The 23325-nt window shown below is 47.9% G+C and carries 22 protein-coding genes and 3 pseudogenes; 9 read left to right on the top strand and 16 right to left on the bottom strand.

Annotated features, from left to right (window positions below; genetic code table 11):
• Window positions 1-305: 305 nt before the first annotated feature.
• The 3 genes from BMZ79_RS25975 to BMZ79_RS25970 all read right to left on the bottom strand — a co-directional run bounded on the left by BMZ79_RS25975 (window position 306) and on the right by BMZ79_RS25970 (window position 2517).
• Complete coding sequence (locus BMZ79_RS25975; RefSeq protein WP_090645933.1) at window positions 306-1112, bottom strand: IS3 family transposase; 807 nt, start codon at window positions 1110-1112, stop codon at window positions 306-308.
• 89 nt (window positions 1113-1201) lie between these two features.
• Window positions 1202-1831 (bottom strand): hypothetical protein, encoded by a 630-nt coding sequence (locus tag BMZ79_RS33840; protein WP_143089093.1) that lies wholly within the window; start codon window positions 1829-1831, stop codon window positions 1202-1204.
• A gap of 152 nt (window positions 1832-1983) precedes the next feature.
• Window positions 1984-2517, bottom strand: a complete 534-nt coding sequence (locus BMZ79_RS25970; protein WP_090645930.1) for a hypothetical protein — start codon at window positions 2515-2517, stop codon at window positions 1984-1986.
• Window positions 2518-2688: 171 nt separating this feature from the next.
• Between BMZ79_RS25970 and BMZ79_RS25965 the strand changes: the two genes are divergently transcribed.
• The 7 genes from BMZ79_RS25965 to BMZ79_RS25935 all read left to right on the top strand — a co-directional run bounded on the left by BMZ79_RS25965 (window position 2689) and on the right by BMZ79_RS25935 (window position 10063).
• A complete protein-coding gene (locus tag BMZ79_RS25965) occupies window positions 2689-3591 on the top strand; it encodes an AraC family transcriptional regulator (RefSeq protein WP_090645928.1) in 903 nt (300 codons plus the stop codon).
• Between the two features lie 84 nt (window positions 3592-3675).
• Window positions 3676-4734, top strand: coding sequence for a Gfo/Idh/MocA family protein (locus tag BMZ79_RS25960; protein ID WP_090645925.1), 1059 nt, complete (start codon window positions 3676-3678; stop codon window positions 4732-4734).
• On the top strand, window positions 4731-5606 hold the full coding sequence (locus BMZ79_RS25955; protein ID WP_090645923.1) for a Gfo/Idh/MocA family protein: 876 nt from the start codon (window positions 4731-4733) through the stop codon (window positions 5604-5606). Before BMZ79_RS25960 ends, BMZ79_RS25955 begins: the two co-directional genes overlap by 4 nt.
• A gap of 41 nt (window positions 5607-5647) precedes the next feature.
• A complete protein-coding gene (locus BMZ79_RS25950) occupies window positions 5648-6988 on the top strand; it encodes an ABC transporter substrate-binding protein (protein WP_256253139.1) in 1341 nt (446 codons plus the stop codon).
• Between the two features lie 39 nt (window positions 6989-7027).
• Window positions 7028-7945 carry a carbohydrate ABC transporter permease gene (locus BMZ79_RS25945; RefSeq protein ID WP_177222345.1) on the top strand — a complete coding sequence of 306 codons (918 nt, stop codon included), beginning with the start codon at window positions 7028-7030 and terminating at the stop codon, window positions 7943-7945.
• Window positions 7946-8024: 79 nt separating this feature from the next.
• The gene (locus BMZ79_RS25940) at window positions 8025-8825 is read left to right on the top strand and encodes a carbohydrate ABC transporter permease (protein ID WP_256253138.1); all 801 of its coding nucleotides are present in this window, start codon (window positions 8025-8027) and stop codon (window positions 8823-8825) included.
• Window positions 8822-10063 carry an acyltransferase family protein gene (locus BMZ79_RS25935; RefSeq protein WP_218154796.1) on the top strand — a complete coding sequence of 414 codons (1242 nt, stop codon included), beginning with the start codon at window positions 8822-8824 and terminating at the stop codon, window positions 10061-10063. Before BMZ79_RS25940 ends, BMZ79_RS25935 begins: the two co-directional genes overlap by 4 nt.
• 176 nt (window positions 10064-10239) lie before the next feature.
• On the opposite strand, the gene BMZ79_RS33835 is transcribed toward BMZ79_RS25935, so the two are convergent.
• The 8 genes and pseudogenes from BMZ79_RS33835 to BMZ79_RS35350 form a co-directional block, all read right to left on the bottom strand.
• Window positions 10240-10743: a hypothetical protein gene (locus BMZ79_RS33835; protein WP_143089092.1), complete on the bottom strand. Its 504-nt coding sequence runs from the start codon at window positions 10741-10743 to the stop codon at window positions 10240-10242.
• Window positions 10744-11046: 303 nt separating this feature from the next.
• Window positions 11047-11709, bottom strand: coding sequence for a DUF4386 domain-containing protein (locus BMZ79_RS25930; protein WP_090645910.1), 663 nt, complete (start codon window positions 11707-11709; stop codon window positions 11047-11049).
• Between the two features lie 64 nt (window positions 11710-11773).
• Entirely contained in the window at window positions 11774-13885 is a 2112-nt protein-coding gene (locus tag BMZ79_RS25925; RefSeq protein ID WP_256253135.1) for a winged helix-turn-helix domain-containing protein, read from the bottom strand.
• An 810-nt stretch (window positions 13886-14695) separates the two neighbouring features.
• Complete coding sequence (nudK, locus tag BMZ79_RS25920; RefSeq protein ID WP_256253134.1) at window positions 14696-15676, bottom strand: GDP-mannose pyrophosphatase NudK; 981 nt, start codon at window positions 15674-15676, stop codon at window positions 14696-14698.
• Window positions 15677-15724: 48 nt separating this feature from the next.
• Complete coding sequence (locus BMZ79_RS25915) at window positions 15725-16933, bottom strand: MerR family transcriptional regulator (protein ID WP_256253133.1); 1209 nt, start codon at window positions 16931-16933, stop codon at window positions 15725-15727.
• 17 nt (window positions 16934-16950) lie between these two features.
• Window positions 16951-17943, bottom strand: coding sequence for a UDP-glucose 4-epimerase GalE (gene galE, locus BMZ79_RS25910; protein WP_090645905.1), 993 nt, complete (start codon window positions 17941-17943; stop codon window positions 16951-16953).
• Between the two features lie 586 nt (window positions 17944-18529).
• Window positions 18530-18816 (bottom strand): annotated as a pseudogene (locus BMZ79_RS35355) (carbohydrate ABC transporter permease); the annotation flags it as partial.
• A 73-nt stretch (window positions 18817-18889) separates the two neighbouring features.
• Window positions 18890-19165, bottom strand: coding sequence for an Rrf2 family transcriptional regulator (locus BMZ79_RS35350; protein WP_256253148.1), 276 nt, complete (start codon window positions 19163-19165; stop codon window positions 18890-18892).
• Between the two features lie 314 nt (window positions 19166-19479).
• Between BMZ79_RS35350 and BMZ79_RS33830 the strand changes: the two genes are divergently transcribed.
• Window positions 19480-19707, top strand: a complete 228-nt coding sequence (locus tag BMZ79_RS33830; RefSeq protein ID WP_143089091.1) for a hypothetical protein — start codon at window positions 19480-19482, stop codon at window positions 19705-19707.
• Here the strand turns inward: BMZ79_RS33830 and BMZ79_RS35345 are convergent.
• Window positions 19648-19806 (bottom strand): annotated as a pseudogene (locus tag BMZ79_RS35345) (FMN-dependent NADH-azoreductase); the annotation flags it as partial. The gene BMZ79_RS33830 and the pseudogene BMZ79_RS35345 sit on opposite strands and share 60 nt — an antisense overlap.
• Window positions 19807-19826: 20 nt before the next feature.
• Here BMZ79_RS35345 and BMZ79_RS25895 point away from each other — a divergent pair.
• Entirely contained in the window at window positions 19827-20603 is a 777-nt protein-coding gene (locus BMZ79_RS25895; RefSeq protein WP_090645902.1) for a nuclear transport factor 2 family protein, read from the top strand.
• A gap of 46 nt (window positions 20604-20649) precedes the next feature.
• Here the strand turns inward: BMZ79_RS25895 and BMZ79_RS25890 are convergent.
• From BMZ79_RS25890 to BMZ79_RS25875, 4 genes and pseudogenes are all read right to left on the bottom strand, one after another.
• A pseudogene (locus BMZ79_RS25890) lies at window positions 20650-21087 on the bottom strand (transposase); the annotation flags it as partial.
• Between the two features lie 382 nt (window positions 21088-21469).
• Complete coding sequence (locus tag BMZ79_RS25885; RefSeq protein WP_090645901.1) at window positions 21470-21844, bottom strand: hypothetical protein; 375 nt, start codon at window positions 21842-21844, stop codon at window positions 21470-21472.
• A gap of 174 nt (window positions 21845-22018) precedes the next feature.
• Entirely contained in the window at window positions 22019-22561 is a 543-nt protein-coding gene (locus tag BMZ79_RS25880; RefSeq protein WP_143089090.1) for an HAD-IIIA family hydrolase, read from the bottom strand.
• A gap of 149 nt (window positions 22562-22710) precedes the next feature.
• Window positions 22711-23172 carry a VOC family protein gene (locus BMZ79_RS25875; protein WP_090645896.1) on the bottom strand — a complete coding sequence of 154 codons (462 nt, stop codon included), beginning with the start codon at window positions 23170-23172 and terminating at the stop codon, window positions 22711-22713.
• Between the last annotated feature and the right edge of the window lie 153 nt (window positions 23173-23325).

Here is a 23325-nt window from a genome sequence, read left to right as displayed (position 1 = left end):
TCTAGCGGATCTCCGGTTGCCCGGTCAACAATGATTCGTAGATACTCTATAATTCCAATAGAATTATATGGATTTATATTAACAAGTTGCCTCTAGGGCGTCAATATCTTTTGGGCTGTCTCTTGAAGATGGCTTATCGCTCGTTTGCAGGAAAGAAACAACTTCATTTCACCTAAGAACACCATTATGCTCTTAACCCCAGCAGGACAAAAAACTGCTCCTCTATTTGTTAGATAATATAAAAACATTGAGGTACAGTTCATTGAACTGCACCCCGTCAAGTAGACAGTTCAAATATTAAAAACCTAGGCGGCCTTGGTCCTGAATTCCATCGGACGGAGGCCGTCTAATCTTGCCTGCAACCGTTCGTAGTTGTAAAAATGGATGTAAGCTCTAATGTCCTTTTCAAGCGCTTCGTTCTTTGTTAGCGAAACTGTTTTAAATCTAAGGTCTTCTATTCTCTTAAGTTCTTCCTCGATAATACGTTCCATCATATATACCTTCTTTCCAAATAACCTTGCCATCACCTGATAAAGCTTCAATTTTAAGGGGTCTGATTGTCCAGAAGTTCCTTCCAAATAATCAAAATGGGTAAACCAAAATCTCCCTTGGGTTGTTGTAATGATTTTTGCTTGACTGGTTGATGATTTTTGTTTAACGATCACCGTTTGAATATCCTTATCCGTAATCAACCCGGCAAACGTCAATATCGGTATGTTAGGATCATTAGTCATTGTCCAAGTAAACCCTTCTTTCGGGCTTAATTCGGTGTTCCCACTAATATTCCATACCTCCATTTTATTGGAGAAAAATGCATGTCGAAAACCGAATTCGTCTTTAAACAGGATTATCAATCCTTTTTCCACTTTTTCTTGATATATTAGATCAAACATCTTGGACTGAGTTTTCTCTAATAAGCTGTCTATTTCAGCTGGAACACTAATTGTATCAATAATGTCTCCTGGGGCTAGTTTAGAAGGGTCATATAAATCGTATTTGTCGTGATGAATGCTTATTTTGAGGATGGCGATTCCAATCAACCCGACCCCTATAATGATCGCAACGGTTGTAATGATTCTTTTTAATGAATTCTGATTCGGGTTTTCCGCCATATAAGCACCTCGCAACTTTATTAAGCCGGCTGCCGTCGTGTCAGAATTGAACTATCGTGTCCCGTTAGCGCAAGACCCGTTTACAAATATTATCTCAAGTGTTCTGGAAGTCTTTCAGGTGCAATCATCTTCACATCAATTTCTCTCTCTGTCAGATTGTTTAATTGCAAATTTTTAATTTTATTGTTATTAAAAATGTTTTTTACCCGTTCTGAAACATACTGAGTCAAGGCATACCCTCGTTCGTCAGAGCTCTCCATGAACATATCCGTTCCATCCCAAACATCATCCTTAAAATAGCTGCCCTTAAATCGAGGGAAGATTCCTCCGGGATATTCCTTGTATACAATTCCACTGCGGTGGTAGTCGACTGGGCTGCATCTGCCTGTAATAGAAATCCCAGAATAGTTGGGGATGATTTCATCGTTTTTTCCATAAAGAGTTATTCGGTATGATTCCCAGCCTGTGATTTGGTGTTGGATAAACGTTTCAATTATCGAATCATGCAGCAATAAAGAAAAGCCGGTATAGATGGCAGGTGAAGGAGTGTGAGTTCCTCTCAAATGTCTAGCCTCAAGTGGTTCAGAGGGCTTGACATCCCCCCGTAGCACATCACTAGAATATTCAAAATTCGCTTCAATACCTGCCTTAAATGGTCTTGTCGAGTAAACATCAGAACATTCGTATAACTTATTATAAACTGGTATAAAAGAGGACATTTTCTACTTCCTCTCCTTATTTGTGATGTTTAATTTATTCGTTACCAAAATTAAACTATCCTGCCCGTTATCGCAACGACGGCAGCCGATCGTTATCAGGTCGGCTGCCGTCTTGTCATGATTGAGCTATCGTGTCCCGTTAACGCAATGCTTCAGATCAAACCCCGTTTCTTGAGAAGATAAAGCTTCTCCTCTGGTAAGCTCTTTTCTAGATCACCATTTGTAACATCAATAGCTTCCCACTCTGAATAAACAACAAATTCATCAGTAATGGGTAAACTGTCTTTCCAATCAACGTTATTTAACTGATTCGCAACTTCGAATCGTACATTTTGACATAATTCCCAAGTTTCATCCCAATCATCATCTTCAGCCAGCTTAACAAATGTCGCTTGCTTATCATCAAAAGATTCTGATACTTTATTGGGACCTACTTGGTAATTCGCGGGCATTTCCGCCGAGTTCCATAGATACCAGAACTTATCCTTTTTTTCTTCTATAGTCATTTCATCCCGAAAGGATTTAATTCCAAGCGTAATCAAACCCAGAACTGGTTCATAATCAGATCCCATAAGAGCGATATAGCATACTTCATCATTATCCTTTAGCTTTATTTCCTGAACGGCGTTTTTAATCCCAAGAAGCATATCATTCTTTAATTCCTCTAGTAGCTGTATTTTCTCCATCGTTACGCCACCTCACTATGCAATAAATGAATAACACAAAAAATTCCATGTCTTTTTCAATTACCCTGCCCATTAGTTGAACAAAGGCAGCCGATCGTTTCAGGCCGGCTGCCTTCGTGTCTTCTTATCTTCAGTCACAATTAAACTTGTTAAGTACGGGGGAGGAAACGAATGGAAGACTCGAGCGAGAAAACGGTCAAATTTCATTTCGATAAAGGATACTTTGAGGAGCCACGCTCCTACGGCCCGGTCAAGCTGTATCAAGTCGGCGATCTATTCTGCCACGGTGGCTACCGCATCGGCCTACACCGGCAGGTATGCTACGAAATCAGTTATATCGTCTCCGGCAAAGGCGTCTACGAAACGGACGGCACCGTCTGCAAGGTGAAGGAAGGCGATCTGCTGATCAATTACCCCGGCGAAATGCACGACGGCGTCGCCGACTCTATCGAGCCGTTCCGCTATTACTATGTCGGATTTCAATTCGATTTCGCCGGGGAGCCTGACGATCACCCGCTTCGCCCGCTGCAGAAGCTGTTGGACCAGCGCAAAGGGCGGCAAGTAAAGGATCGGCTGGACATCGCACGTCCTTTATCCGGTCTGCTCGCGGAGCTGTACCATCCTAGCAGCGGTTCCGGACTGATGATTCACGCCTTCCTGCATCAGATACTCGTGCTTGGTTGCCGCAATTTGTACGAGCAACCCGAGCCGATATTCCCCTCCTACACCCAGGTCGACGAAGAAAAGCAGCTCGTCTACGAACTGGTGCAATTCATCGACTCCAAATTGCTGCGCATTACCGAGCTGTCGATGATTGCAGATGAGCTGCATTACAGCTATCCGTATCTTTCCCGCCTCTTCGCACGCGAGACAGGCCTGACGATTAAGGAATATTTCGACCGCAAACGCTTCGAGCAAGCGATTCTCTGGCTGCAGAGCAGCAAGCTGAGCGTCACGCAAATCGCAGAGCGGCTTCACTACCGTTCCATTCACACGTTCAGCAAAGCCTTCCGCAACAAATTCGGCATGTCCCCGACGATGTACAAGCAGTGGCTCGAAAACAGCAAAAAATGACCAATACGACGTCAACCGAGGTTAAAGAATGCGCTCTCCATCCTTGCTATGATGGTTGCAACAAAAAGGAGGAGATGTGCAGCAATGGCAAGCCTAAAGGTAGCCGTCATCGGCTGCGGGACGATCGCCCGCAGCCAGCATATTCCAGCTTATAACCGCAGCGAGGCAGCTCAAATTAAGTATGTGATCGACTCCGTCGAGGAGCGTGCCCGCAGCGCGACCGAGCTATGCAACGGGGCCATTCCACTGACGAATTACCGGGACATGCTGGACGACGAAGAAGTCGAGGCCGTTTCGATCTGCACGCCGAACGCGGTTCACGCCCCGATCGCTATCGATTGCCTGCGCGCTGGCAAGCATGTGCTGTGCGAGAAGCCGGCGGCGGCGACTGTGCAGGAAGCGCGCCTCATGCAGGAAGAAGCCCGCCGCAGCGGGAGGATGCTGAGCATCGGCGTAGTTAACCGCTTCAATAGTTCCGTGAACAGGATCAAAGCCATGATCGAGCTCGGGGATCTTGGGGAGCTCTATCATTGTTACGGCTCGTTCCGTGCACATCGCTCGATTCCCGGTCTCGGCGGTCCGTTCACGACGAAGGCGATGTCCGGCGGAGGCGTGCTGATCGACTGGGGCGTCCATTTTCTCGATCTGATGCTGTATGCGATCGGAGGGCCGCAGGTCGAGTCGGTTTCGGGAGCAGCGCACGGACTGCTCGGCCGCAATCTGAAGGAGTACGTCTATGTCGATATGTGGGCTGGCCCTCCCGACTACGGCGGCGTTTTTGATGTAGAGGATTTCGTCACCGCCCTCATTCGCACTTCCGGTCCGACGCTCTCGCTGAACGGCGCCTGGGCGCAAAACATCGGCGAATCCGCCATGTTCGTTGAGTTCCTCGGAGACAAAGGCGGCGTTAAGCTCGACTACGGAGGCGGCTTCACCTACTACACCTCTCGCGAAGGAGCGCTCTACGAAGTGAAACCGACCTTCCGTATGGCCAACGCCTTTCAGGAGGAAATCGACAGCTTCCTCGCCAGCATTCATAGCGGCATTCCCAATCAGGCGCATATCGACCGAACGATCATCACCTCCGAGGTGATGGACGCGATCTACCGTTCGGCGGCTGAAAGGAAGGAGATACGGCTGTGACAGCAAAAAAAATCGGCTTTATCGACTACTTTCTCGATGAATGGCATGCCAACAACTACCCCGGCTGGATTCGCAAGGAAAGCGGCGGCGGCTGGGACGTCGCGCTCGCCTGGGCGGAGGTTGACGCTCCTCCCGAATACGATCCGGACAAGAACCCCGCTCGCAATACCACGCAGTGGTGCACGGAGCACGGCATCGAGCGGGCCGCCTCGATAAGCGAACTAATCGAGCGTTGCGACGCTGTAGTCGTCTTGTCCCCCGATCATCCGCAGCATCATGAGCGGCTTGCGGACGAGGCGCTGCGGTCGGGCAAGCCGGTTTACGTAGATAAGACGTTTGCAATCGACGCTTCAGCTGCGGTCGGCATGTTCGAGCTGGCTGCGAAATACGGTACGCCTCTGTTTTCCAGTTCTGCGCTTCGTTTTGCGCGCGAGCTGGAGCCGTGGCAGGCGCGGCGAGACCGGGCGAAGGAAAACCGTGCCGCGTTTGTCTGCGGTGGCGGTGCATTCGACAATTATGCCGTTCACAGCTTTGAGATGCTAACCGTCATGATGGGTACGGGAGCAATCCGGCTGAAAGCGTTCGGGGGAGCGGAGCTATTCACCTACATCATTGACTATGGCAGCGGGCGGCAGGGTACGGTCGTGCAGTCGGCCGCAGCACCGTTTCAAGCCTCGTACGCGGATGCAAACGGAAACACGGAATTTTTCGTTGCATGTACGGATTACTTTCCGCGACTCATTCTGGAGTTGTTGCGTTTTTTCGAAAGCGGCGAGGCTCCGGTCGCTTCCGCGGAAACGATCGGGACGATGGCGCTGATCGACGCCGCTCGAATGGCGCGGCAGCGGATAGGCGAATGGGTTGAACTGTGAAGCAAGACCGCAGCCAAATATCGTGGAAACGAGGGATTCGAATGTCAATGGGCATCCGTTTATTTACACGCAATAGGCCATTTGCCGTGCTGGCGGGCTTGAGCCTGCTGCTTGCTTCCTGCAGCGGCAGCGGTAGCTCCGGAACTGCGGAAAACGAGGACGCCTCCAAAAGCGCCGCGCCGACAACAAGCGAGCCGTCACAGGAAAAAGTGATCCTGAGCTTCTGGTACGGCTGGACCGGACCAGAGGGCGAGGCGATCGAGAAGCTGATTAAGCAGTTCAACGACACGCATCCGAATATATCGATCAAAGGCTTGAGCCAGAGCGACTATCAGAAGCAGCTGACCGCCATCACCGGCGGCAACCCGCCCGATATCGCCTCGCAATTCGGCCAAAACGTCGCTGCCTGGGGTACGAAAGGCGCCATGTTGCCGCTCGACAATTACATTTCCAAGGATGCTTTCGACTTAAACGACTTTATTCCCGGTGCGCTTGCCAGCAGCCAGTACGACGGGCATACGTATGCACTGCCGATCGCGATGCATTTCACGATGCTGTTCTACAACAAGAAGCTGCTTGCGGATGCCGGCTACAGCAAGCCTCCGGCGACAATGTCGGAGCTGAAGGAATACGCCGAGAAGCTGAGCGTCGTGCAGAAGGACGGACGCCTCGAGGTGCTTGGCTTGTGGCCGGGCATCGATTCGTACACGTTCTCGCAGGTGTACGGCGGCAAGTTCTGGGATCCGGAGACGAAGCAGGTAACGCCGGACGATCCCGGCTTCAAACAGGCCGTGCAATTTTCCAAGGAGCTCTGGGATAAATTCGGCAGTGAAAACCTTGATCGTTTTTCCGCATCGCTCGGTAAATACCAGTCCGCGCAAAATCCGTTTTTCAGCGGAAAGTACGCTATGACGATCGACGGCGAGTGGCTGCCGACGTTTATCAAGCAGTTTGCACCGGGCCTCGATTACGGCATTGCGCCGATTCCGTACAGTGAAGATCATCCCGAGCTGAAAAACGCCGGTAATATTAACACGAGCGTGCTCTATATCCCGAAAGGCGCGAAGCACCCCGACGCCTCCTGGGAGTTCATCAAATGGTTCTCGGATAAGCAGCAATTAATCCAGTTCACGGCCGCGCTCGGCAATTTGCCTACACGCGCCTCGGTGCTCGACGATCCGGCGTACGACGCGGTGCCTGGCTTCAAGGAATTTACCGAATATGCGAAAGGTTCGAATTTGAAATCATTCCCGTCTCTGCCTTTCTTCAGCGAATACAGCGACGCGCTGAACAAGGCGGTCAATGACATCCTGCGCGGAAAATCGACGATCGACGAAGGGCTGGCGGGCGTCAAGAAGACGATCCAGCCGCTCGTCAAGTAAAGGCGGGCGGCGATGAGTATCCTTACGCAGGATCGCCCAATGAAGCAAAGTACGCCGCGTCAACGCAGACGGCGCATCTTCTGGACGGGCGTTGCCTTCGCCCTGCCATGGATTATCGGATTTCTCGCCTTTACCGTATATCCTTTCTTCGGCTCGTTGTACTTCAGCTTTACGAGCTATGATCTGTTTTCGCCGCCCCAATGGATCGGGTTGGACAATTACCAGGCGATCGCATCCGATCCGAACTTTTATAAGGCGCTGCGCAATACGTTCTACATGGCGTTTATCGCGATGCCGATCGGGCTAGTCGCCAGCCTGCTGATCGCGCTCCTGCTCAATCTGAAGGTGCGCGGTATCACCTTTTACCGCACGCTCTACTACGTACCGGCCGTCATCCCGATCGTGGCAAGCGCGATCTTGTGGACCTGGCTGCTGAATCCGGATTACGGTCTAATCAATATCTGCCTGCGCGCGCTCGGCCTGTCCGACCCGGCCTGGTTGCTCGACCCGCACTATACGAAACCTTCGCTCATCCTGATGGGACTGTGGGGTTCGGGAGCAGGTGCGCTCATCTTTCTCGCGGCGCTGCAGGGGATTCCGCAACAATATTATGAAGCGGCCTCGATTGACGGGGCCGCCTGGTACCGCCGCATTTGGCATATTACGCTGCCGGGATTGTCGCCAATCCTGCTGTTTCAGTTTTTGATGGGACTGATCGGCGCGATGCAAATTTTCACGGAGTCGTTCATTCTTGGCGGCGGTGCGAATTCCGGCACGATGGGCGGGCCGGACCAGTCGCTGTTCTTTTATGCCATCTATTTATACCAGAACGCTTTTATTTATTTGAAGATGGGTTACGCGTCGGCGCTTGCCTGGATCCTGTTCGTCATCGTCGTGCTGTTGACGCTGCTTGTACTTCGAACATCGGCCCGCTGGGTTTATTATGGAGGGGATTAGCATAAATCCGGAATCCAAGTCCGCCACCGCGCCTTCCCGGCTCGTTCGCTCGCGACAGAAACTGTGGACGCGCACGATAATGCCACATGCGGCGCTCGTGCTTGTTGGTTGTTTGTTCCTGTTTCCGATTGTCTGGCTGTTTATGACCGCGCTGAAAACGCCGGAGGAAATATTCGCCGTCTCGCCTTCGCTGCTTCCGAAGCATTGGCAATGGTCGAACTACGCCGACGCCGTGTCGGCGATTCCGTTCGGTCGCTATATGGGCAACACGCTGCTGCTTTGCGCGATCAACATCGTCGGGCAGCTCCTGTCCGCGCCGCTTGTCGCCTATTCCATCTCGAAAATTCCTTGGAAGGGGCGTGGCGTCATTTTCTCTTTAATCGTAGCGACAATGATTTTGCCTGGCCAGGTGCAGCTTATTCCGGTGTATATCATCTTCTCGAAGCTCGGCTTGGTCGGCACGTTTGTGCCGCTGACGATCGGCAGCTTCTTCGGCGCTCCCTTCTATATTTTCCTGCTTCGCCAGTTCATGCTCGGTCTGCCTAGCGAGTTGATCGAGTCGGCGAAAATGGACGGGGCGTCCGAGCTGCGTACTTATGCCCAGATCATGCTCCCATTGCTTCAGCCGCCGCTAATGACGATCGCCCTGTTTACGTTCGTCAACACCTATACCGATTTCATGGGGCCGCTCATTTATCTGAACGATGCGGCTAAATGGACCGTTACCGTCGGCTTGCAGAGCTTCCTGCAAGATCATGGAGCGCAATGGGAGCAGCTGATGGCCGCCTCGGCGCTTGTTACGCTGCCGATGATCGTGTTGTATTTCTTTGGGCAGAAGTATTTCATGAAATCCGGCTCTGCGCTGACGGGCTTCAAATGAACGGGGAGAGGAAACTGCAGCATCTGGAGGGTATGCGCGGCCTTGCAGCATGCGCCGTCGTGCTGGCGCATTTTTTTCAGGTGCTACTGCCGGCTATGTTCGAGCGCAATCCGGCGCTTACGCATACGGCGTTCGACCGATTTGCGCCACAGACTCCGCTCAACGGTCTGTGGAATGGCAACTTCGCCGTTTGCCTGTTTTTCGTGCTGAGCGGGTATGTGCTGAGCGTGAAGTCATTCCGCGGCGGCGACCGTCTGGCAGTGGCAGAGAGCTTGCTGCGCCGCTATTTCCGGTTGGCGCTGCCGGCGCTCGCATCGGTCCTGCTGTGCTGGTGCCTGATGGCGGCTGAATTGTCGTTTTACCCGGAGGCATCAAAGCTGACATTGGCGACGATGCCCGATCCGTGGAGCGTTACGCCAACGCTGGCCGAGGTTGCTTGGCAGACGATCTGGCATACCTTCTTCAGCTACGGCATGGCCTACAATCCGGTACTGTGGACGATGACCTACGAATGGTTCGGCTCGCTTTCGGTATTCGCCGTATTGCTCGCTTTCGGCGGCAGTCGGCGGCACGGCTGGCGGCTGGCGCGCTTGCTGGCGTACGCGGGGGGGATAGGGCTGTCCTGGAATACGTACTACCTCGGTTTCTGGCTCGGAATGATCGCTTGCGATTGGTCGCCTTCGCGTGATCGGTCCGCGAGCGCTGGTAGGTCAGGCGCGCCACTCCGGAACCTCCTGCGCCGTAGCGGCATCGCAGCGGGTACGCTTGGCGCAGTCGGCTTTTACTTGGGCTCCTATCCGTACGTCAGCCCGCCAGGCCCCTGGTACGACTGGCTGCCGGTCGGCCAAGGCTTCCCGCTCGATCCGACCGGCTGCCGCATCTGGGGCTCGTTTCTGCTGCTGCTCGGTCTACTGCTCAGCCCGCGTGTACAACACCTGTTGACGGGGAGGGCGATGAGAATGCTCGGACGTCTTTCTTTTTCCGTCTACCTCGTACATTTCGCTGTGCTTTGCAGCTGGTCGAGCTGGTTATTCGCGCGACTGCATTCGGCCATTCCCTACCCGCTCGCGGTCGCGTTTACCGTTCTGCTATCGGTGCCCCCGATCGCCTTACTTTCAATCGTCTTCGAATGCCTGATCGACCGCCCGCTCTTGCGGGGGCTGAAGCGGCTTCGGCTTGGAAGAGGGAGCACCGTATTTGACCAACAGTCTGACCGTACGCGGGGGCACTCGGGGTGAGCTGCGACTTTTATTGCTATGAATGATTTCGCTCCGAATGGAAAGCGAAGCAGAATGACGGTCTTTATCACTTATTAAACTAATCTTTTCGTTTAATTGAGAAAAGGCAGCCGATCATTTCTGGTCGGCTGCCTTCGTGTATGTTTGAGCTATCGTTCTCCGTTAGCTTAGCATAATCATCTGACTTCTATAACAAAAACGGCTGATGTATCACCTTTCGAAAAATCTGCTGATATGCGGTATTTATATATTCCTTTTTCTTTTGGAGCCCTGAAAGAGCCACCTTGCAATGGGATTTGTATTGGTTTTCCATCAACATATTGCTGAATGATTAAGCTATTAGGTGCTACTTTATATTCGAATGAAATTTCAATGTCTTCTGTAGGATTTATAGTAGTAGGAGTAACCCCTTTTAACATTGTTTCTACATCTGCATAATCTGCACAGCCTAAATTACCCCAACAATATGTACTTTGGATAACTGGAATTTGTGTTTGTCCTGAAGTAGCATTCGGAAGAGGGGGAGATTTTTTTATGATATTAATTCCAATGCTTCTAGCGTATCCTTGAAATCTTGTATGCTCTACAATGTTTCCTGCAAAAGGAGTGAAATAAAGAAACACTACCAGTAAACCTAGAAATCCAGTAAAAGCAATTATTAGTGCTCTTTTACGACGCATCCCAAGCCTCCTATGACATTCAAATCGCATATTATAGACCCAAACGGCTGCCTTCGCATGTCGCTATCGAGCTAATTACTACTCGGAAATTTGATCTGTCTCGCCTGCTTCCCCTCATTTAACATCCTTATATTTTTCTAATATTTTACGCAAGTGGAACGATATTGTTACGCTGAACTGCGCTGTAGCTTGATGAAAAAAGGAGCAAGCTGCCGTGGCGGCAACTGCTCCTGAATCATTGAACTATCGTGTACCGTTAGTTGAGTGGCATAGTCATAAACTATATCGAACTCGATTCCCGGTCTACCTGGATTCATTCCTGTGAAGATTGAATCCTTTAACAATGGCCCAAACGGGAAACATGATTTCGAATATTGCTCCCGGAATATATAGAACAGATCCGATTTCTAGCCCGAGTATCGTCAAACAGCCGCTCACCAACAATGCCGAATACCCGATGAGACCGATGACGGACAAAAATCGTGGAACCAGCCTCGTACGATAGAGGACATAACAAAGCAACAAACTGCCCGAACCCAGCATAATCATAGCCGTTTGAAAAAGCACGTCATGCGTAACTATCACTAAATTCCCTATCGTTTCAAAGTATGAACCCTTGGCAGTATCTACAGAAATATAACTTTTGCTCAGTACGATGAGTACAAGCGGTCCGATTGCACTAATAATGAGTAGTGCAGATTCCATGATTCGGAAGCCAAAATACCCCAACGCAAATGCTTCGTTATGCTTCTTTAAGATTGGAAACAGAAGCACGGCAATCCCCACCACTGCAATGGCGTTTATCAACTCCAGTAATGACCCCGAAATCACATTTATTCTTTCCGGATACGTTCTGGCGAGAAATCCAGGGTGATTTAGAACCGAATCCATAAGTCCATTTCCTATGAGGTAAGCAACTGTCGACACCAGAAACAATACCCCTGCCATTCTTGCGAATTTATTCATGTTTATCTCCTCTTGGTTAATTTATTAGCAGTATAGCTCAAGAGGGTAAGGATCCGTAGACACTTTAGTGTGATTTATAGGTGTTAGAGAACAAATTCAACTCACCGGCGCGGGCAATGGCTTCTGTGCGTCTTTTCACCTGGAGTTTTTCGAAAATCCTGCGATTGTGCCCTTTGACTGTATCCAAGGCCAACTTGAGCTTCTCGCCGATTTCCCTGTTCGAGAGCCCCATTGCAATGAGCTCAAGCACTTCAATCTCTCGCGGACTGAGCGGCTCAATCAGGCTGCTCTTCATCCCCAAACGCTCCAGACCAAGCTTCGCTTCACGGAGGGCCGGAAGCGACAGATCACCACCTAGACGAAGTGCCTCTTCGTACCATTCCTCTGCCGAACGGATCCGATTTTCAGCTTCCTCGATTTGCCCTAGTCCAATCATGGCCATCACTGCCATCAATTGATGACCCATCGTTATGCTATTGGAAATAACCTCGTGATAAGCCTCTCGAGCCGTGGGATGAAATCCGCGCCGCTGGCAAGCGACGCCAAGCATCCAAGCGGCTGCCGTCCGAACGGGTATATTATCCGGTCGCAGATACTCGAGCGCACGGCGCGATTGGACAATAACATCCTCGTATCCTTGATCTTCGCTTATCCATGCATGGCTTGAAGGTAGGATCAATCCGATAATTTCATTGGTCTTATCGCCTTGGAGCGTGTTTTGCATGACAGCTTCAGCTGTCAATAATCTTCGTTTTGCGCTATCAGTATTGCCTGAGCTCAACAATGATGACACTGTAGCCCGTGTCGCGGCGATCAGTCCGATCAAATCCCTGAGGCGAACGTCCAGTACAGCACCTGTCAGGGCGGCCTCTGCCGCTTGCAGCTTAAGTTCGGTACCTGTCAGCTTGCCTGCAATCAGCATGGCAGACCCATACATCACCCACAACGCGGGTCTGGCGTTCAATTCCGCGTCAGGCAATGATTCCAGCCAGTTCAGCGAAATACTTGCCGCTCCGCGAAGATGCAGCGGCATTCCGTTGCCTTCGAGCAGACGTGCAGCATGGTCTATGTCATGGGACTCCACGGCATGACGAAACGCTTCGATCTCGAAGCCATTGTTTTCATACCACTCCCTTGCAAGCTTGTGCAATTCCGCGATATACTCTCCCCCAAAACTTTCCTGCAGCTTTTTGCGGAGTAGATCAGAAAATAAATGGTGATAGCGATACCACTTTCGTTCATTGTCCATAGGAACGACGAATAAATTTTTACGTTCAAGCTCCATTAAAGTTGTCTTACCGGAAACCGCGGGATCGAGCACGACGTCGTCGCAAAGAGACCCGCACAGACGGTCAAGGATCGATGTCCGCAGCAAAAAGGTTTGAACGGCTTCGGGTTGTCGTTGCAGCACTTCTTCTACCAGATAATCAAGGACGAAATGGTGGCTGCCGGTGAAAGCCTTAATGAGCCGGTCGGCGTCATATTCTCCATGGATGGAGATCGCAGCCAAATGCAAACCCGCAACCCAGCCTTCGGTGCGCGATTCCAACGAGGCTATTTGATCCATCGACAGGTCAAGGCCCATGATACGGTTCAAAAAATCTTCGGATTCGGAGATCGTAAATCTTAAGTCGGCTGCTCGCAATTCGGTCATTTGATCCTGAACTCGCAATCGGGCCAGCGGGATACCCGGGTCCTCGCGAGTCGTCATTACAATGTGCATCTGCGTGGGAAGATGGTCAAGCAGGAAGAACACGGCATCACTGACCGGTTTCGAATTTATAGCATGATAGTCGTCAAGAACAAGAATAAAAGGAGACGGAACGGCCGTGATCTCATTAAGAAGCGCGGTCAGAATCGACTCTGTTGGCGGCAGTTGGGGCGTCTGAAGCACAGCAAGTATGCCCACTCCTATTTTTGCCTCAACTGTCTGTAGAGAGGAAATTATACAGGTTAAAAAGCGTGTAAGTTCGTTGTCCCCTTCCTCGAGCGACAGCCATGCGACCGGTCGCCCACAGTCGGCGAGCCATTCACAAACTAAAGTTGTTTTGCCATAGCCCGCGGGTGCAGCGATAAGGGTTAGCTTGCGGTATAAACCCATGCTGAGTTTTTCGGTTAATCGCGTACGAAGAACCGCTTTCGGCCGAAGCGGAGGGATATAAAATTTAGTTGACATGATAGGTGTGGACATATAGTTAACCTTCCTGACTGCCTTAAGGCTGAATCAATCGTTGTTTAAAAACAACTATAATTTTCGTAATCTTACACCAAGACTCCTTTTCCAGGGTGCAAAAAAATTTTGCCACTACTTGTGAAATCGGCTCTCCGCGATTGATTTTAACTGCTGCCCGTTAACGTAATGAAGCCGCTGATCGTGCTGGCAGCTTCATCATAGGTGTTTATTGTTGCTTGCGTTCTCTGTTAGAACATACCAAGCAAAATCTACCAAAAAGGCGGAAAAGAAAAATCGAAACGACCCCTGCTGAACAAACAACAGAGGTCAATTCCAGATCCGATAAAGAGAGTGCTTAATGGAGGACTAACACCCCGATTCATTAAAGGAATCTTCTCCCCTACCAGAGGAGATTCCTATCTTCATCATATTCGGTATGATACGCTGCTATCATACCCATGTGAAACGTCCCGGAAATTATTCATCGCCGAGCAAACTTAAAATTCATCCTTGATACATCACAGCAATGTAAAATTACTCCATATATTTTTTAACATTTTGTAATCCACCACAAATCCATCTTCCGGAAACTACCCGTTTTCGGAGTCAATAAAAAAGCGGTCGCCGAAGCAACCGCCATTCAACTATCGTAACCGCTCTGTTCCACTAGAATAGTATCCATTTTTCCTACTTTCAATTGCGTGCTAAACGTGACACTAGTGTTTCAAACAGATCACTTCAATTTTAATGTCTCATCCAAAGCCGTTATCGTACTAAATAACTTGCTTGCTTGTTCATTTCCGTAAAGAAATCTTATCCTGCTTCGCTGCCTGGAAAGACTATTGGAATCTCATTGAAATTCTGGTACACGATTTTCCCTTTCTTCTCCGCCGCTCGTACCATATCATCAGCTCCATCCGATGCCCCTCCGACTCGCAAAACAGCATCGCAATAAGACAGCAGTCTCTCCGCTGACGGGTGAAAGATGCTGACATACACCTCATCTCCCGTGGTACGGGAGCCGGCAGTTTCTATCAATGGAAGTGCATACCACTCCCCGAGAACCGGCATATGCCCCATTTCATAAACCTTGAGCGCAGCTTCATTCATAAACTGCAAATTTTTTTCGATAAGCACCGGATCATCGCCCGTATTAGACCGGTAGGGTCCGGCAATTAATATATGCTTGGCTTTTCGTTCCAGTTGAAGAAGCCCGTGTATTTGCGCGTATTGCAGTAGCATAATCGTTTTGGCGTCCTTGATTTTACCTTGTCTGATCATCTCTAGTGCGTCTGCAAAAGAAATTTCAAGCACTTCGATATGTTCCTGTTCTTCCGTAACTCCTCCGCCTTCATTTACCTGCATTCGGGAATCGTATTCCGCCGCAAAAAAGTGTAGCAGCTCTGTCACCGAACCAGGCGACATGTAAGCTTGACCGATCCTTTTCAGGTTAGTTATCCTGTAACCTGTTTCCTCCTCTGTCTCTCGGCGTATACAATCCTCAGGACTATCCGCATCGAGCAAGCCCGCACACGCTTCAATAAGCATCCCCGTGTCGTTCCCGTTGACATAAGTAGGCATTCGGAACTGACGGGTGAGAATTACGGATTGTTTTTCTTGATTGTATAGAAGAATGACAGCCCCGTTGCCACGGTCATAAACCTCTCTCTCTTGGGTTTCCCAAGTGCCGTTGTTATTTTGATAGGCAAAGGTCATTTTCTTTAGCTGATACCAATTAGCGGATAATACTGTTTCAGCCTTTATTTCTACCCTTGGATTTATGGAAATGTTCATAAAAAACCTCCTCATTATGTACGCTTGTCTGGCAACCTATCATTCAGACTAGCTCCTTTTTCTTGATAGAAAGAAGCCGGCATCCTTTGTAATATAGATGCTTCCGTTACCTTCTTGTATTTTCGCATTCACATATGATCTGAAGGCTTCTAATTTATCACCTGTTAGATATAACCTAGCGTTCATTGGCGTTGAAGTCATATATTGGATAAGAGGTTCCGCTTCGTCCACCTGCAAATAATCTTCATAACGGATCAACTCAATGTCTGTGAATCGAGACGCCAGTATCTGTGCTCCGTTATCAAAATGAAACCGTTCCATGACATCGTCCAGCACTCGTATATCCGGGTCGAATGTCCTTGCGAGCTGCTCCATTTCTTGAAGATGGCTCTTGCTCATGGTAGACGTATAGAGTAGACCGTCATTTTTAAGTACCCGATGACACTCTGACACAGCTTGCCCGATATCCAGCACGTGATATAGCATGTGATTCGCAATGAGGACATCGAATTCGCTGTCATGGAACGGAATCGCTTGCGCATCTGCCGTCAGAAACGTAAACTGATTGCTTTGATCATTAACATTGGTTCGAGCGGCTTCCAGCATGCCCGGTGATATATCGATAAGCGTGATGCTCCATGATGGCGGAACCCTGTCTATATTTCGGCTCCACAAGGAGGCATCTCCACAGCCAAGTTCCAATATTTTCAGATCCGATGCTGAACCGAACTGATCAAAGAACCACCGGTGCCATCCGAGTTTATTAGCGCTGAATCGGTCGTATAGCTGGATTCTTGCCTGAAGACGGAGCGCATTACGGTATTGTTCTCCCCAATTTTTTTCGGTATGAATCGCCTGAATAATGTCCGACAAACTATCCCAATCCGCTTCTGCTTGATGTTCACGGAGCATATCCAGCGCTTCATCTATCGCTTTGGATACATATTGCATATGGACAATCTTTTGTCGGATCACTTCCTTTTGCACCACTAGAGAGTTCTTTAAGTCCTGCTCAGGAAGTGAGCCTTCATGGATCATTTGCTTGATGTCGGCAAGAGTCAGACCGATATATTTTAGAGTATGAATTTTTTGTAGCCGAACTAAGTCTTCTTTGCTGTACATACGGACAGAAGCATGGTTATAATGCGATGGCTTCAGTAACCCGATCTGGTCATAATACCTCAAAGTTCTAATTGTCATTCCTGTCCGTTTTGCGAGCTGCCCGGTTGTTAGATGCTCCTTGTCTCTCCGCTTCAAGATTCCGACTCCTTCCGTTATGTCCCTTTAGCGTATCCGTGCGGATGGGTACGATGCCACTCCCAGGCGCTTGCGACCATCTTTTCCAAGCTACCTCTCTTCGGGGACCAGTTCAGCTCTTCGTTGATGAGATCAGGCGATGCGATCAATACAGCTGGATCCCCGTCGCGTCTGGAAGCAATTTGCACTGGAAAAACCAGCCCGGTCACTTTTTTGACGGTTTCAATAACTTCTTTTACCGTAAAGCCCTCGCTGTTTCCTAGATTATAGACACCGCTTTTCCCTCCGTTCCTCAAGCTGTTCACGGCCAGAAGATGCGCCTCGGCAACATCCATGACATGAACATAGTCTCTAATACAGCTCCCGTCTTTCGTAGAGTAGTCATCTCCATATATCATCATGTTTTCTCTTTGTCCTAATGCAGCCTGAATAGCCAACGGGATAAGATGAGTTTCCGGGTTGTGATCCTCGCCGATTAACCCGTTGTCATGAGCTCCAGCTACGTTAAAATATCTTAAAATCACGTATTTGATGCCGTGCGCCTGTTCCACCCAATGCAGCATCCGTTCTACCGCTAATTTGGTTTCTCCATACGTATTCCTCGGCATCTTCCGGTCGTCCTCGCGGATCGGAATCCGTTCCGGATCGCCATAAACTGCGGCTGTAGAAGAGAACACGATTTTATCCACGCAGTGCTTATGCATAGCCTCCAGCAAGCGCAATGTTCCTTCCACATTATTGCGATAGTACTCTAACGACTGCGTCATGCTCTCGCCGACAAGAGAGCTGGCCGACAAATGAATGACGGCTTCGATTTCATTTTCCTTAAAGACCATGTCCAGCATTACCCGATCATTCAAATCGCCATCATACAGTTTGCCGCCCAGTACAGCCTTCCTTCTTCCCGCGGCCAAGCGGTCTATAACAACGAGTTCCTCTTGCTGTTCAATAAGGGCGGCAACTACATGGCTTCCAATATAGCCGGCTCCGCCACAAATTAATAGTGCCATTTACAAAATCCTCCATTTCGAATTATCGTTTTTTTGATTATACAAGGTTACGTTACGTCATGTTCAAGCTATTTTTTGTTTGAACGAAGTCCACAATTCTAAAGCCTTCAGGAATCTCCCAAGAATTTCGAGGACATTGCTTTTTCAGGTTCGGTGATTACCTGAGTATTAATAATGCTCTTTGACAATTCGGCCCTTAAATTGATTTGATGTTGCTCTCAACCTGATGTAATCCAAAATGGAGTTGTGCCATTAGCTTGCATAGTAAAAGACAGATATTTTTGTTGGCTCTATGTAACTAGCATCAAGGACGTTGGCCTATTTTCATAAATTGATCCTTTCACAAAGCAAAAAATAGCCGCCCTTCAAGCCAGTGAATCAAGAGTCATTTTTCATTTATTCCATTAATCTGCCCGTTAGCGTAACGACGGCAGCCGATCATTTGGCCGGCTGCCGTTGTGTCCTTGTCCCCATTCAACTATCAATTCCTCATTACTTCAATAAACTAATTCCCTCTAAATGTGCTAGGCTCAACTCGGAGATCTGCGCCAATTACCGGGCCTGCCAGACAACCCCATAAGAGTTGTTAGCCTTTTATGCCGGTTGTTGCGATGCCCTCTACAAAATGTTTCTGGGCAGCAAAGAAAACAAGGATGGGCGGGATAGTGGACACAAGCGAAACCGCGAGCAGCTGGCCCCATTCCACTTTATACTCGGAATCGATAAAAACCCGTAGTGCCACGCTGACCGTATAATGGTTCGCCGAACTCGCAGCTGTCCAAAGAAATCATCCCGGCTCCATCCGTCGATTTTTGCGGATTCATCCAGCTCGTGCGGTATCCCGCGTATGAACTGTAGCATAAGAAAAACAAATAATTTTGCATAGTCTCTTCGGCTTGGACCATAACTAAATTAATTGAGCAAGAGCTCCTGGAAGCTGTACAGTCTAAACAATCGCGAGTGCGAATAAGATATCCCTTATCCTTAATGTGCTGGCATTGGAAAATCGGCTTCTTGCCCTCCACTTCTCGACCACATCCCAAAGGAAATTTTGTCCGGATTCCGCGCTAGGTCTAAATCCACCTTTGACGCCAGGAACGGACGAGATGATACCCGCTTTAGCAAGCTTTGTAAATATTTTAGATAAGTAGGTCTCCGGAAAGCATTGGAATAACGCAAGTTCCATGATACCTATCTTTGATTCATTTGGAATTAAGTACACTAGACAATGCAGTGCATATTCGACTCCGATACTATAATGCGTAATAACTCCTCCCACATTATGGGTAAATACTTTTAAATCTAATGATAACCGCACCTATTGTCAGCCTTAGGCCGTAAAATGGATTTGACTTAATACAACCAATGCAGTATATTGGGGTCAAAATAAATCGGCGATACAATCGATCGCCAATTGGACGAATTTAGGAGTGGAAAAATGAACAATTACTTGTTATTAATGCGCTGTTGATTCCCCTGATTCAGTTAGTCTTGAAGTCGGCAAACATTTTATTGAGAACTACCGCAGGACGCAGGATGAATCAAAACAAATCGATCGAGCAAATTGATCTGTACGGCAAGGAAATTCCGGAAGTAAACAGCACTGTTCTGAGTGCCTGGGGTTCAAGAGCGCGAAAACCGGGATATCCCTTTTGCTTTATCCAGTACTGCTTCTTTGTGGAGCACGTTTATACCTTAATCTGGAATGATTTGGTGATCCTCAACACCGAGGAATTTAAACATAGATTTGAGAAGCTTGTGTGAGAATTCATTATCTATGTACCCCTCGTTATTCGTATAAATGCCGCCACTTCCTTGGATCACGAGTAGACTACGTCCGTCAGTTAATAAACCTACAACATAATATTCGGAGGTAACAAATCATGATAACGCCAGCTACCAATAATGCTAATAAGGCAATTGCTGTTTTAAAAAGTTTAGAAAGTGGAGATCCAGCAGCAATTACACAATGGGTTAATCAAGATAAATATATCCAGCACAATCTTAACTTCTCCAGCGGAAGAGAAGCCATGTTGGGGGCTATGGATCAACTCACGCAAGCAGGAACAAAAGTCGATATTAAACGTGTCCTTGTTGATGGTGATATAGTAGCACTTCATACAGATTACAATTTCTTCGGACCGAAAGCAGGCTTTGATATCTTCCGCTTTGAAAATGGTCAGATCGTTGAGCACTGGGACAACCTGCAAGATAAAGTTGAAAGAACGCCAAGCGGACATACCATGTTCGATGGACCTACTGAAATTGTTGATTTGGATAAAACCGAAGAAAATAAAGCATTAGTCAAAAACTTTATTCAGGATGTACTAATGGGACAAAATCCGGATAAATTGAGATCGTACATCAACGAAAATAAATACATCCAACACAATCCTGCAGTCGCTGATGGTCTATCTGGCCTTGGAGCATATCTTGAATCAATGGCAAAGCAAGGCATTGAAATGAAATACAAAAAAATCCATATCGTTCTCGGGCAAGGAAATTTTGTTTTAGCTGCAAGTGAAGGTACTTTCGGAGGTGAACATACTTCATTCTATGACCTTTTACGTATTGAAAATGGCAAAATTGTAGAACACTGGGATGTCAACGAGACAATCTTGCCTAAAGAGAAATGGGCAAACGAAAACGGTAAGTTTTAATTAGTTTGTCTTAAGTTAGAACGTTCGATCCACATCGGGGTTGAGCATCGCGAATTTTCATCGCTTCCCTTAGTTCGGCATAGATACCCTGGGGAAGATTTTGACGAGCTGTGCGATGACTTTAGCATCTTTGATGTCGTTCTTGGTTGAGGAATTGTCATCTATTTCTTTGCTTTTCATCACTTGCAACGGATTAATCACACCGCATAAAACTTGACGTTTTCTTAGGTAGTGAGCAAGGCTCAGCCAGTAATGACCGGTCGGTTCCACGCCAACGATGACGTCCTGGAGCCCTTGCTCCGTGGCAATTGCTAATGAACAATTCAAAGCCTTCTCGGTTATTCCCAAACGTAATTGGCTTCCCAAGCTCGACTCCTCGGTAGTCTTGCGCTCGGGCCACATGTATGAATTTTGCGATGTCGACTCCAACAATTAAGGTAGAAGAAGTAATTTGATTAATGCGTTCATTTTGAGTAGAATTCATTTTATAGTCTCCTTGGTTTGTATTTGGATCCGGTCGCTGACGAGCATCTGGTACCCACATACATCATACCAAGGAGTCTTTTTGTTTCTCAAACTTCATAATAGGAATGCTGCCCGTTAGCGCAACGACGGCAGCCGATTCGAGGAGCTCAAGAAGGATGTCGTCATGATCTATGGTAAGTACTATACAAAGGCCGCCTGCCGGTTGTACATCCGGTAAGCGGCTTTTTTCTAATCGTTTCCCACTACGGTAGTCGGAACGTTAAAAATCTCCGTCATACGTGTGAAATACTCCCTAAACTTAATCGAAAGCTGCGTCTTCGCCACATCTCGGGTCATCCCGAAAGTATCTTCGTACCCGCGGCAGACGATACGGCTGCTGTTCATTTAATGAGATCTCTTATGGCATCATGAATTCGAGTTGCTGTATCAATCGATCTTTGGTCTTGAATAATCACCTCTTCAAAAGTATCCTCAAGTACCTCTCTGATTTGTCTTTCAAGTTTTATTACATCTAAGTTGTCGATATGTTTTATAATATAAATCGATATTTTTCTAATTTCCCATTCATATTCATCCTCGGGACATTCCATTGCTAGCAGCAAGACGGGATCCCATAGATCGATATATCTTTTTACAATCTCAAAAAAAGGTTTCGGATCAAAGGAAAGATTGTTCAGATAATCCTTTTCCTTGCATACTTCTTGCAGGACAACCTTCTTTATTTCATCAAATGAAGAATTATTGAATTTCTCCATATGTCCTCCAACTCCGTTCATAAACCTGCTAATTTTCCAAGTATATCCTATACGTAATTGCAATGGATTTGTTGCGTTAACCTGCCCGTTACTTCAATGGACGACGGCAGCCGATCATGTGGCCCGCTGCCGTTGCGTCTCCATTCAACTATAGTGCCCGTTATCGCAAAACATTTATTCGCTAGGGTTGCTGCCAACTATCCATTTTGCAGCATCTAAGAGGTCCTTTGCAATAAAATCAGGTGATGCATGTTCATACCACTTATGGCGATATTTTTCCAAAGACTGCTTTCCCCAGCCTGTCTCTACAAGGATTTTTATGGCTCCTACTGCGGCAGCTGCAAGCATATCTGTTGAACCAACATCACCAATTACAGCACAATGCGTAAGGTCTAGTTCATAGTCAGATGCCGCCTTTTGAAGCATGCCAGGACGTGGTTTATGACAATCACAGCCATCCTCAGGCTCATGGGGACAGATAAATGCCGCATCGAACCCATATCCTTCAAATTCTTTTTGAAAATCTGATTCCGTTGCTAAGCCCTTAGAAATGATGTGTTGATTAGTGAGGGCAAATATTTTGATTCCATGATCTTTTAATAACTGCAATGCTTCTAAAGTTGAAGGAAATAACTCAAAGTCGCGAGGATGAATGAAATGACCATTCCCACCTAATGTTCCATCACGATCCACAAAAGCAGCTTGAATTTTCAGCAAAATAATCCCCCCATTTCAATATCCATAATTCCGGTAATTCTCGAAATGATTGAATTATCCTGCCCGTTAGCGCAACGACGGCAGCCAATCGTTATCAGCTCGGCTGCCGTCGTGTCATGATTGAGCTATTGTACCCGTTAGTTGAATAATTAAGGTTGCCATATCTCCCACACGTTTCCATCAGGGTCTGTAAACGTTACATTTGGACCGCAAGTTATCCGCTCGCCTATAATGTTAACTCCGTTTTCTTTAAAACGGTCGAAAAGTTCTTGGATGTGAGGAGTGACGAAACAACCCACTGCATGTCGTTCACCGATTTCCCACGTTCCTGTAAATCCGAGCCGACCACCTTCTGCCCCAGATTCTCTAAGGAACAAAGCAGGAATTGACCCTGTAGCAGCGTCTTGAGGGGAACCTTCATCATCGAGAAACCTCAAAATCGACATTTTCATTCCGGGCTCAACAGGATGGATGTTTGAAGGCAGGCAACCTAGATTATTCTGGTACCATTTAACGGACTCATAGACGTCGCTGACTGGAACGTAAATACAAGTCATTCCTGTAATGTCTCGCATTTTTTGCTCTACTTTGTTTACTTTATTCGCTTGCATGTCTCATCTCCTCCTCAAATTGTAGTAAAACAAAATCATAATAATATTCCGTTTTCAGACAACTTCTCCCTGCATCTTACAGAAAATAAATTTAACATTAATGCCCGTTCGCGCAACGACAGCAGCCGATCGTTCTAAGGCCGGCTGCCGTCG

It is taken from the genome of Paenibacillus sp. UNC496MF, from assembly GCF_900113915.1.
Lineage (GTDB): Bacteria > Bacillota > Bacilli > Paenibacillales > Paenibacillaceae > Paenibacillus_Z > Paenibacillus_Z artemisiicola.
This window is presented reverse-complemented; position numbering and strand designations above follow the sequence as displayed.

Bases quoted from the DNA above. Each gene is read 5' to 3' on its own strand.
- BMZ79_RS25975 (WP_090645933.1), bottom strand. From the start codon at position 1,112: ATGGCGGAAAACCCGAATCAGAATTCATTAAAAAGAATCATTACAACC.
- BMZ79_RS33840 (WP_143089093.1), bottom strand. From the start codon at position 1,831: ATGTCCTCTTTTATACCAGTTTATAATAAGTTATACGAATGTTCTGAT.
- BMZ79_RS25970 (WP_090645930.1), bottom strand. From the start codon at position 2,517: ATGGAGAAAATACAGCTACTAGAGGAATTAAAGAATGATATGCTTCTT.
- BMZ79_RS25965 (WP_090645928.1), top strand. From the start codon at position 2,689: ATGGAAGACTCGAGCGAGAAAACGGTCAAATTTCATTTCGATAAAGGA.
- BMZ79_RS25960 (WP_090645925.1), top strand. From the start codon at position 3,676: ATGGCAAGCCTAAAGGTAGCCGTCATCGGCTGCGGGACGATCGCCCGC.
- BMZ79_RS25950 (WP_256253139.1), top strand. From the start codon at position 5,648: ATGTCAATGGGCATCCGTTTATTTACACGCAATAGGCCATTTGCCGTG.
- BMZ79_RS25945 (WP_177222345.1), top strand. From the start codon at position 7,028: ATGAAGCAAAGTACGCCGCGTCAACGCAGACGGCGCATCTTCTGGACG.
- BMZ79_RS25940 (WP_256253138.1), top strand. From the start codon at position 8,025: ATGCCACATGCGGCGCTCGTGCTTGTTGGTTGTTTGTTCCTGTTTCCG.
- BMZ79_RS25935 (WP_218154796.1), top strand. From the start codon at position 8,822: ATGAACGGGGAGAGGAAACTGCAGCATCTGGAGGGTATGCGCGGCCTT.
- BMZ79_RS33835 (WP_143089092.1), bottom strand. From the start codon at position 10,743: ATGCGTCGTAAAAGAGCACTAATAATTGCTTTTACTGGATTTCTAGGT.
- BMZ79_RS25930 (WP_090645910.1), bottom strand. From the start codon at position 11,709: ATGAATAAATTCGCAAGAATGGCAGGGGTATTGTTTCTGGTGTCGACA.
- BMZ79_RS25925 (WP_256253135.1), bottom strand. From the start codon at position 13,885: ATGTCAACTAAATTTTATATCCCTCCGCTTCGGCCGAAAGCGGTTCTT.
- nudK (WP_256253134.1), bottom strand. From the start codon at position 15,676: ATGAACATTTCCATAAATCCAAGGGTAGAAATAAAGGCTGAAACAGTA.
- galE (WP_090645905.1), bottom strand. From the start codon at position 17,943: ATGGCACTATTAATTTGTGGCGGAGCCGGCTATATTGGAAGCCATGTA.
- BMZ79_RS33830 (WP_143089091.1), top strand. From the start codon at position 19,480: ATGAATCAAAACAAATCGATCGAGCAAATTGATCTGTACGGCAAGGAA.
- BMZ79_RS25895 (WP_090645902.1), top strand. From the start codon at position 19,827: ATGATAACGCCAGCTACCAATAATGCTAATAAGGCAATTGCTGTTTTA.
- BMZ79_RS25885 (WP_090645901.1), bottom strand. From the start codon at position 21,844: ATGGAGAAATTCAATAATTCTTCATTTGATGAAATAAAGAAGGTTGTC.
- BMZ79_RS25875 (WP_090645896.1), bottom strand. From the start codon at position 23,172: ATGCAAGCGAATAAAGTAAACAAAGTAGAGCAAAAAATGCGAGACATT.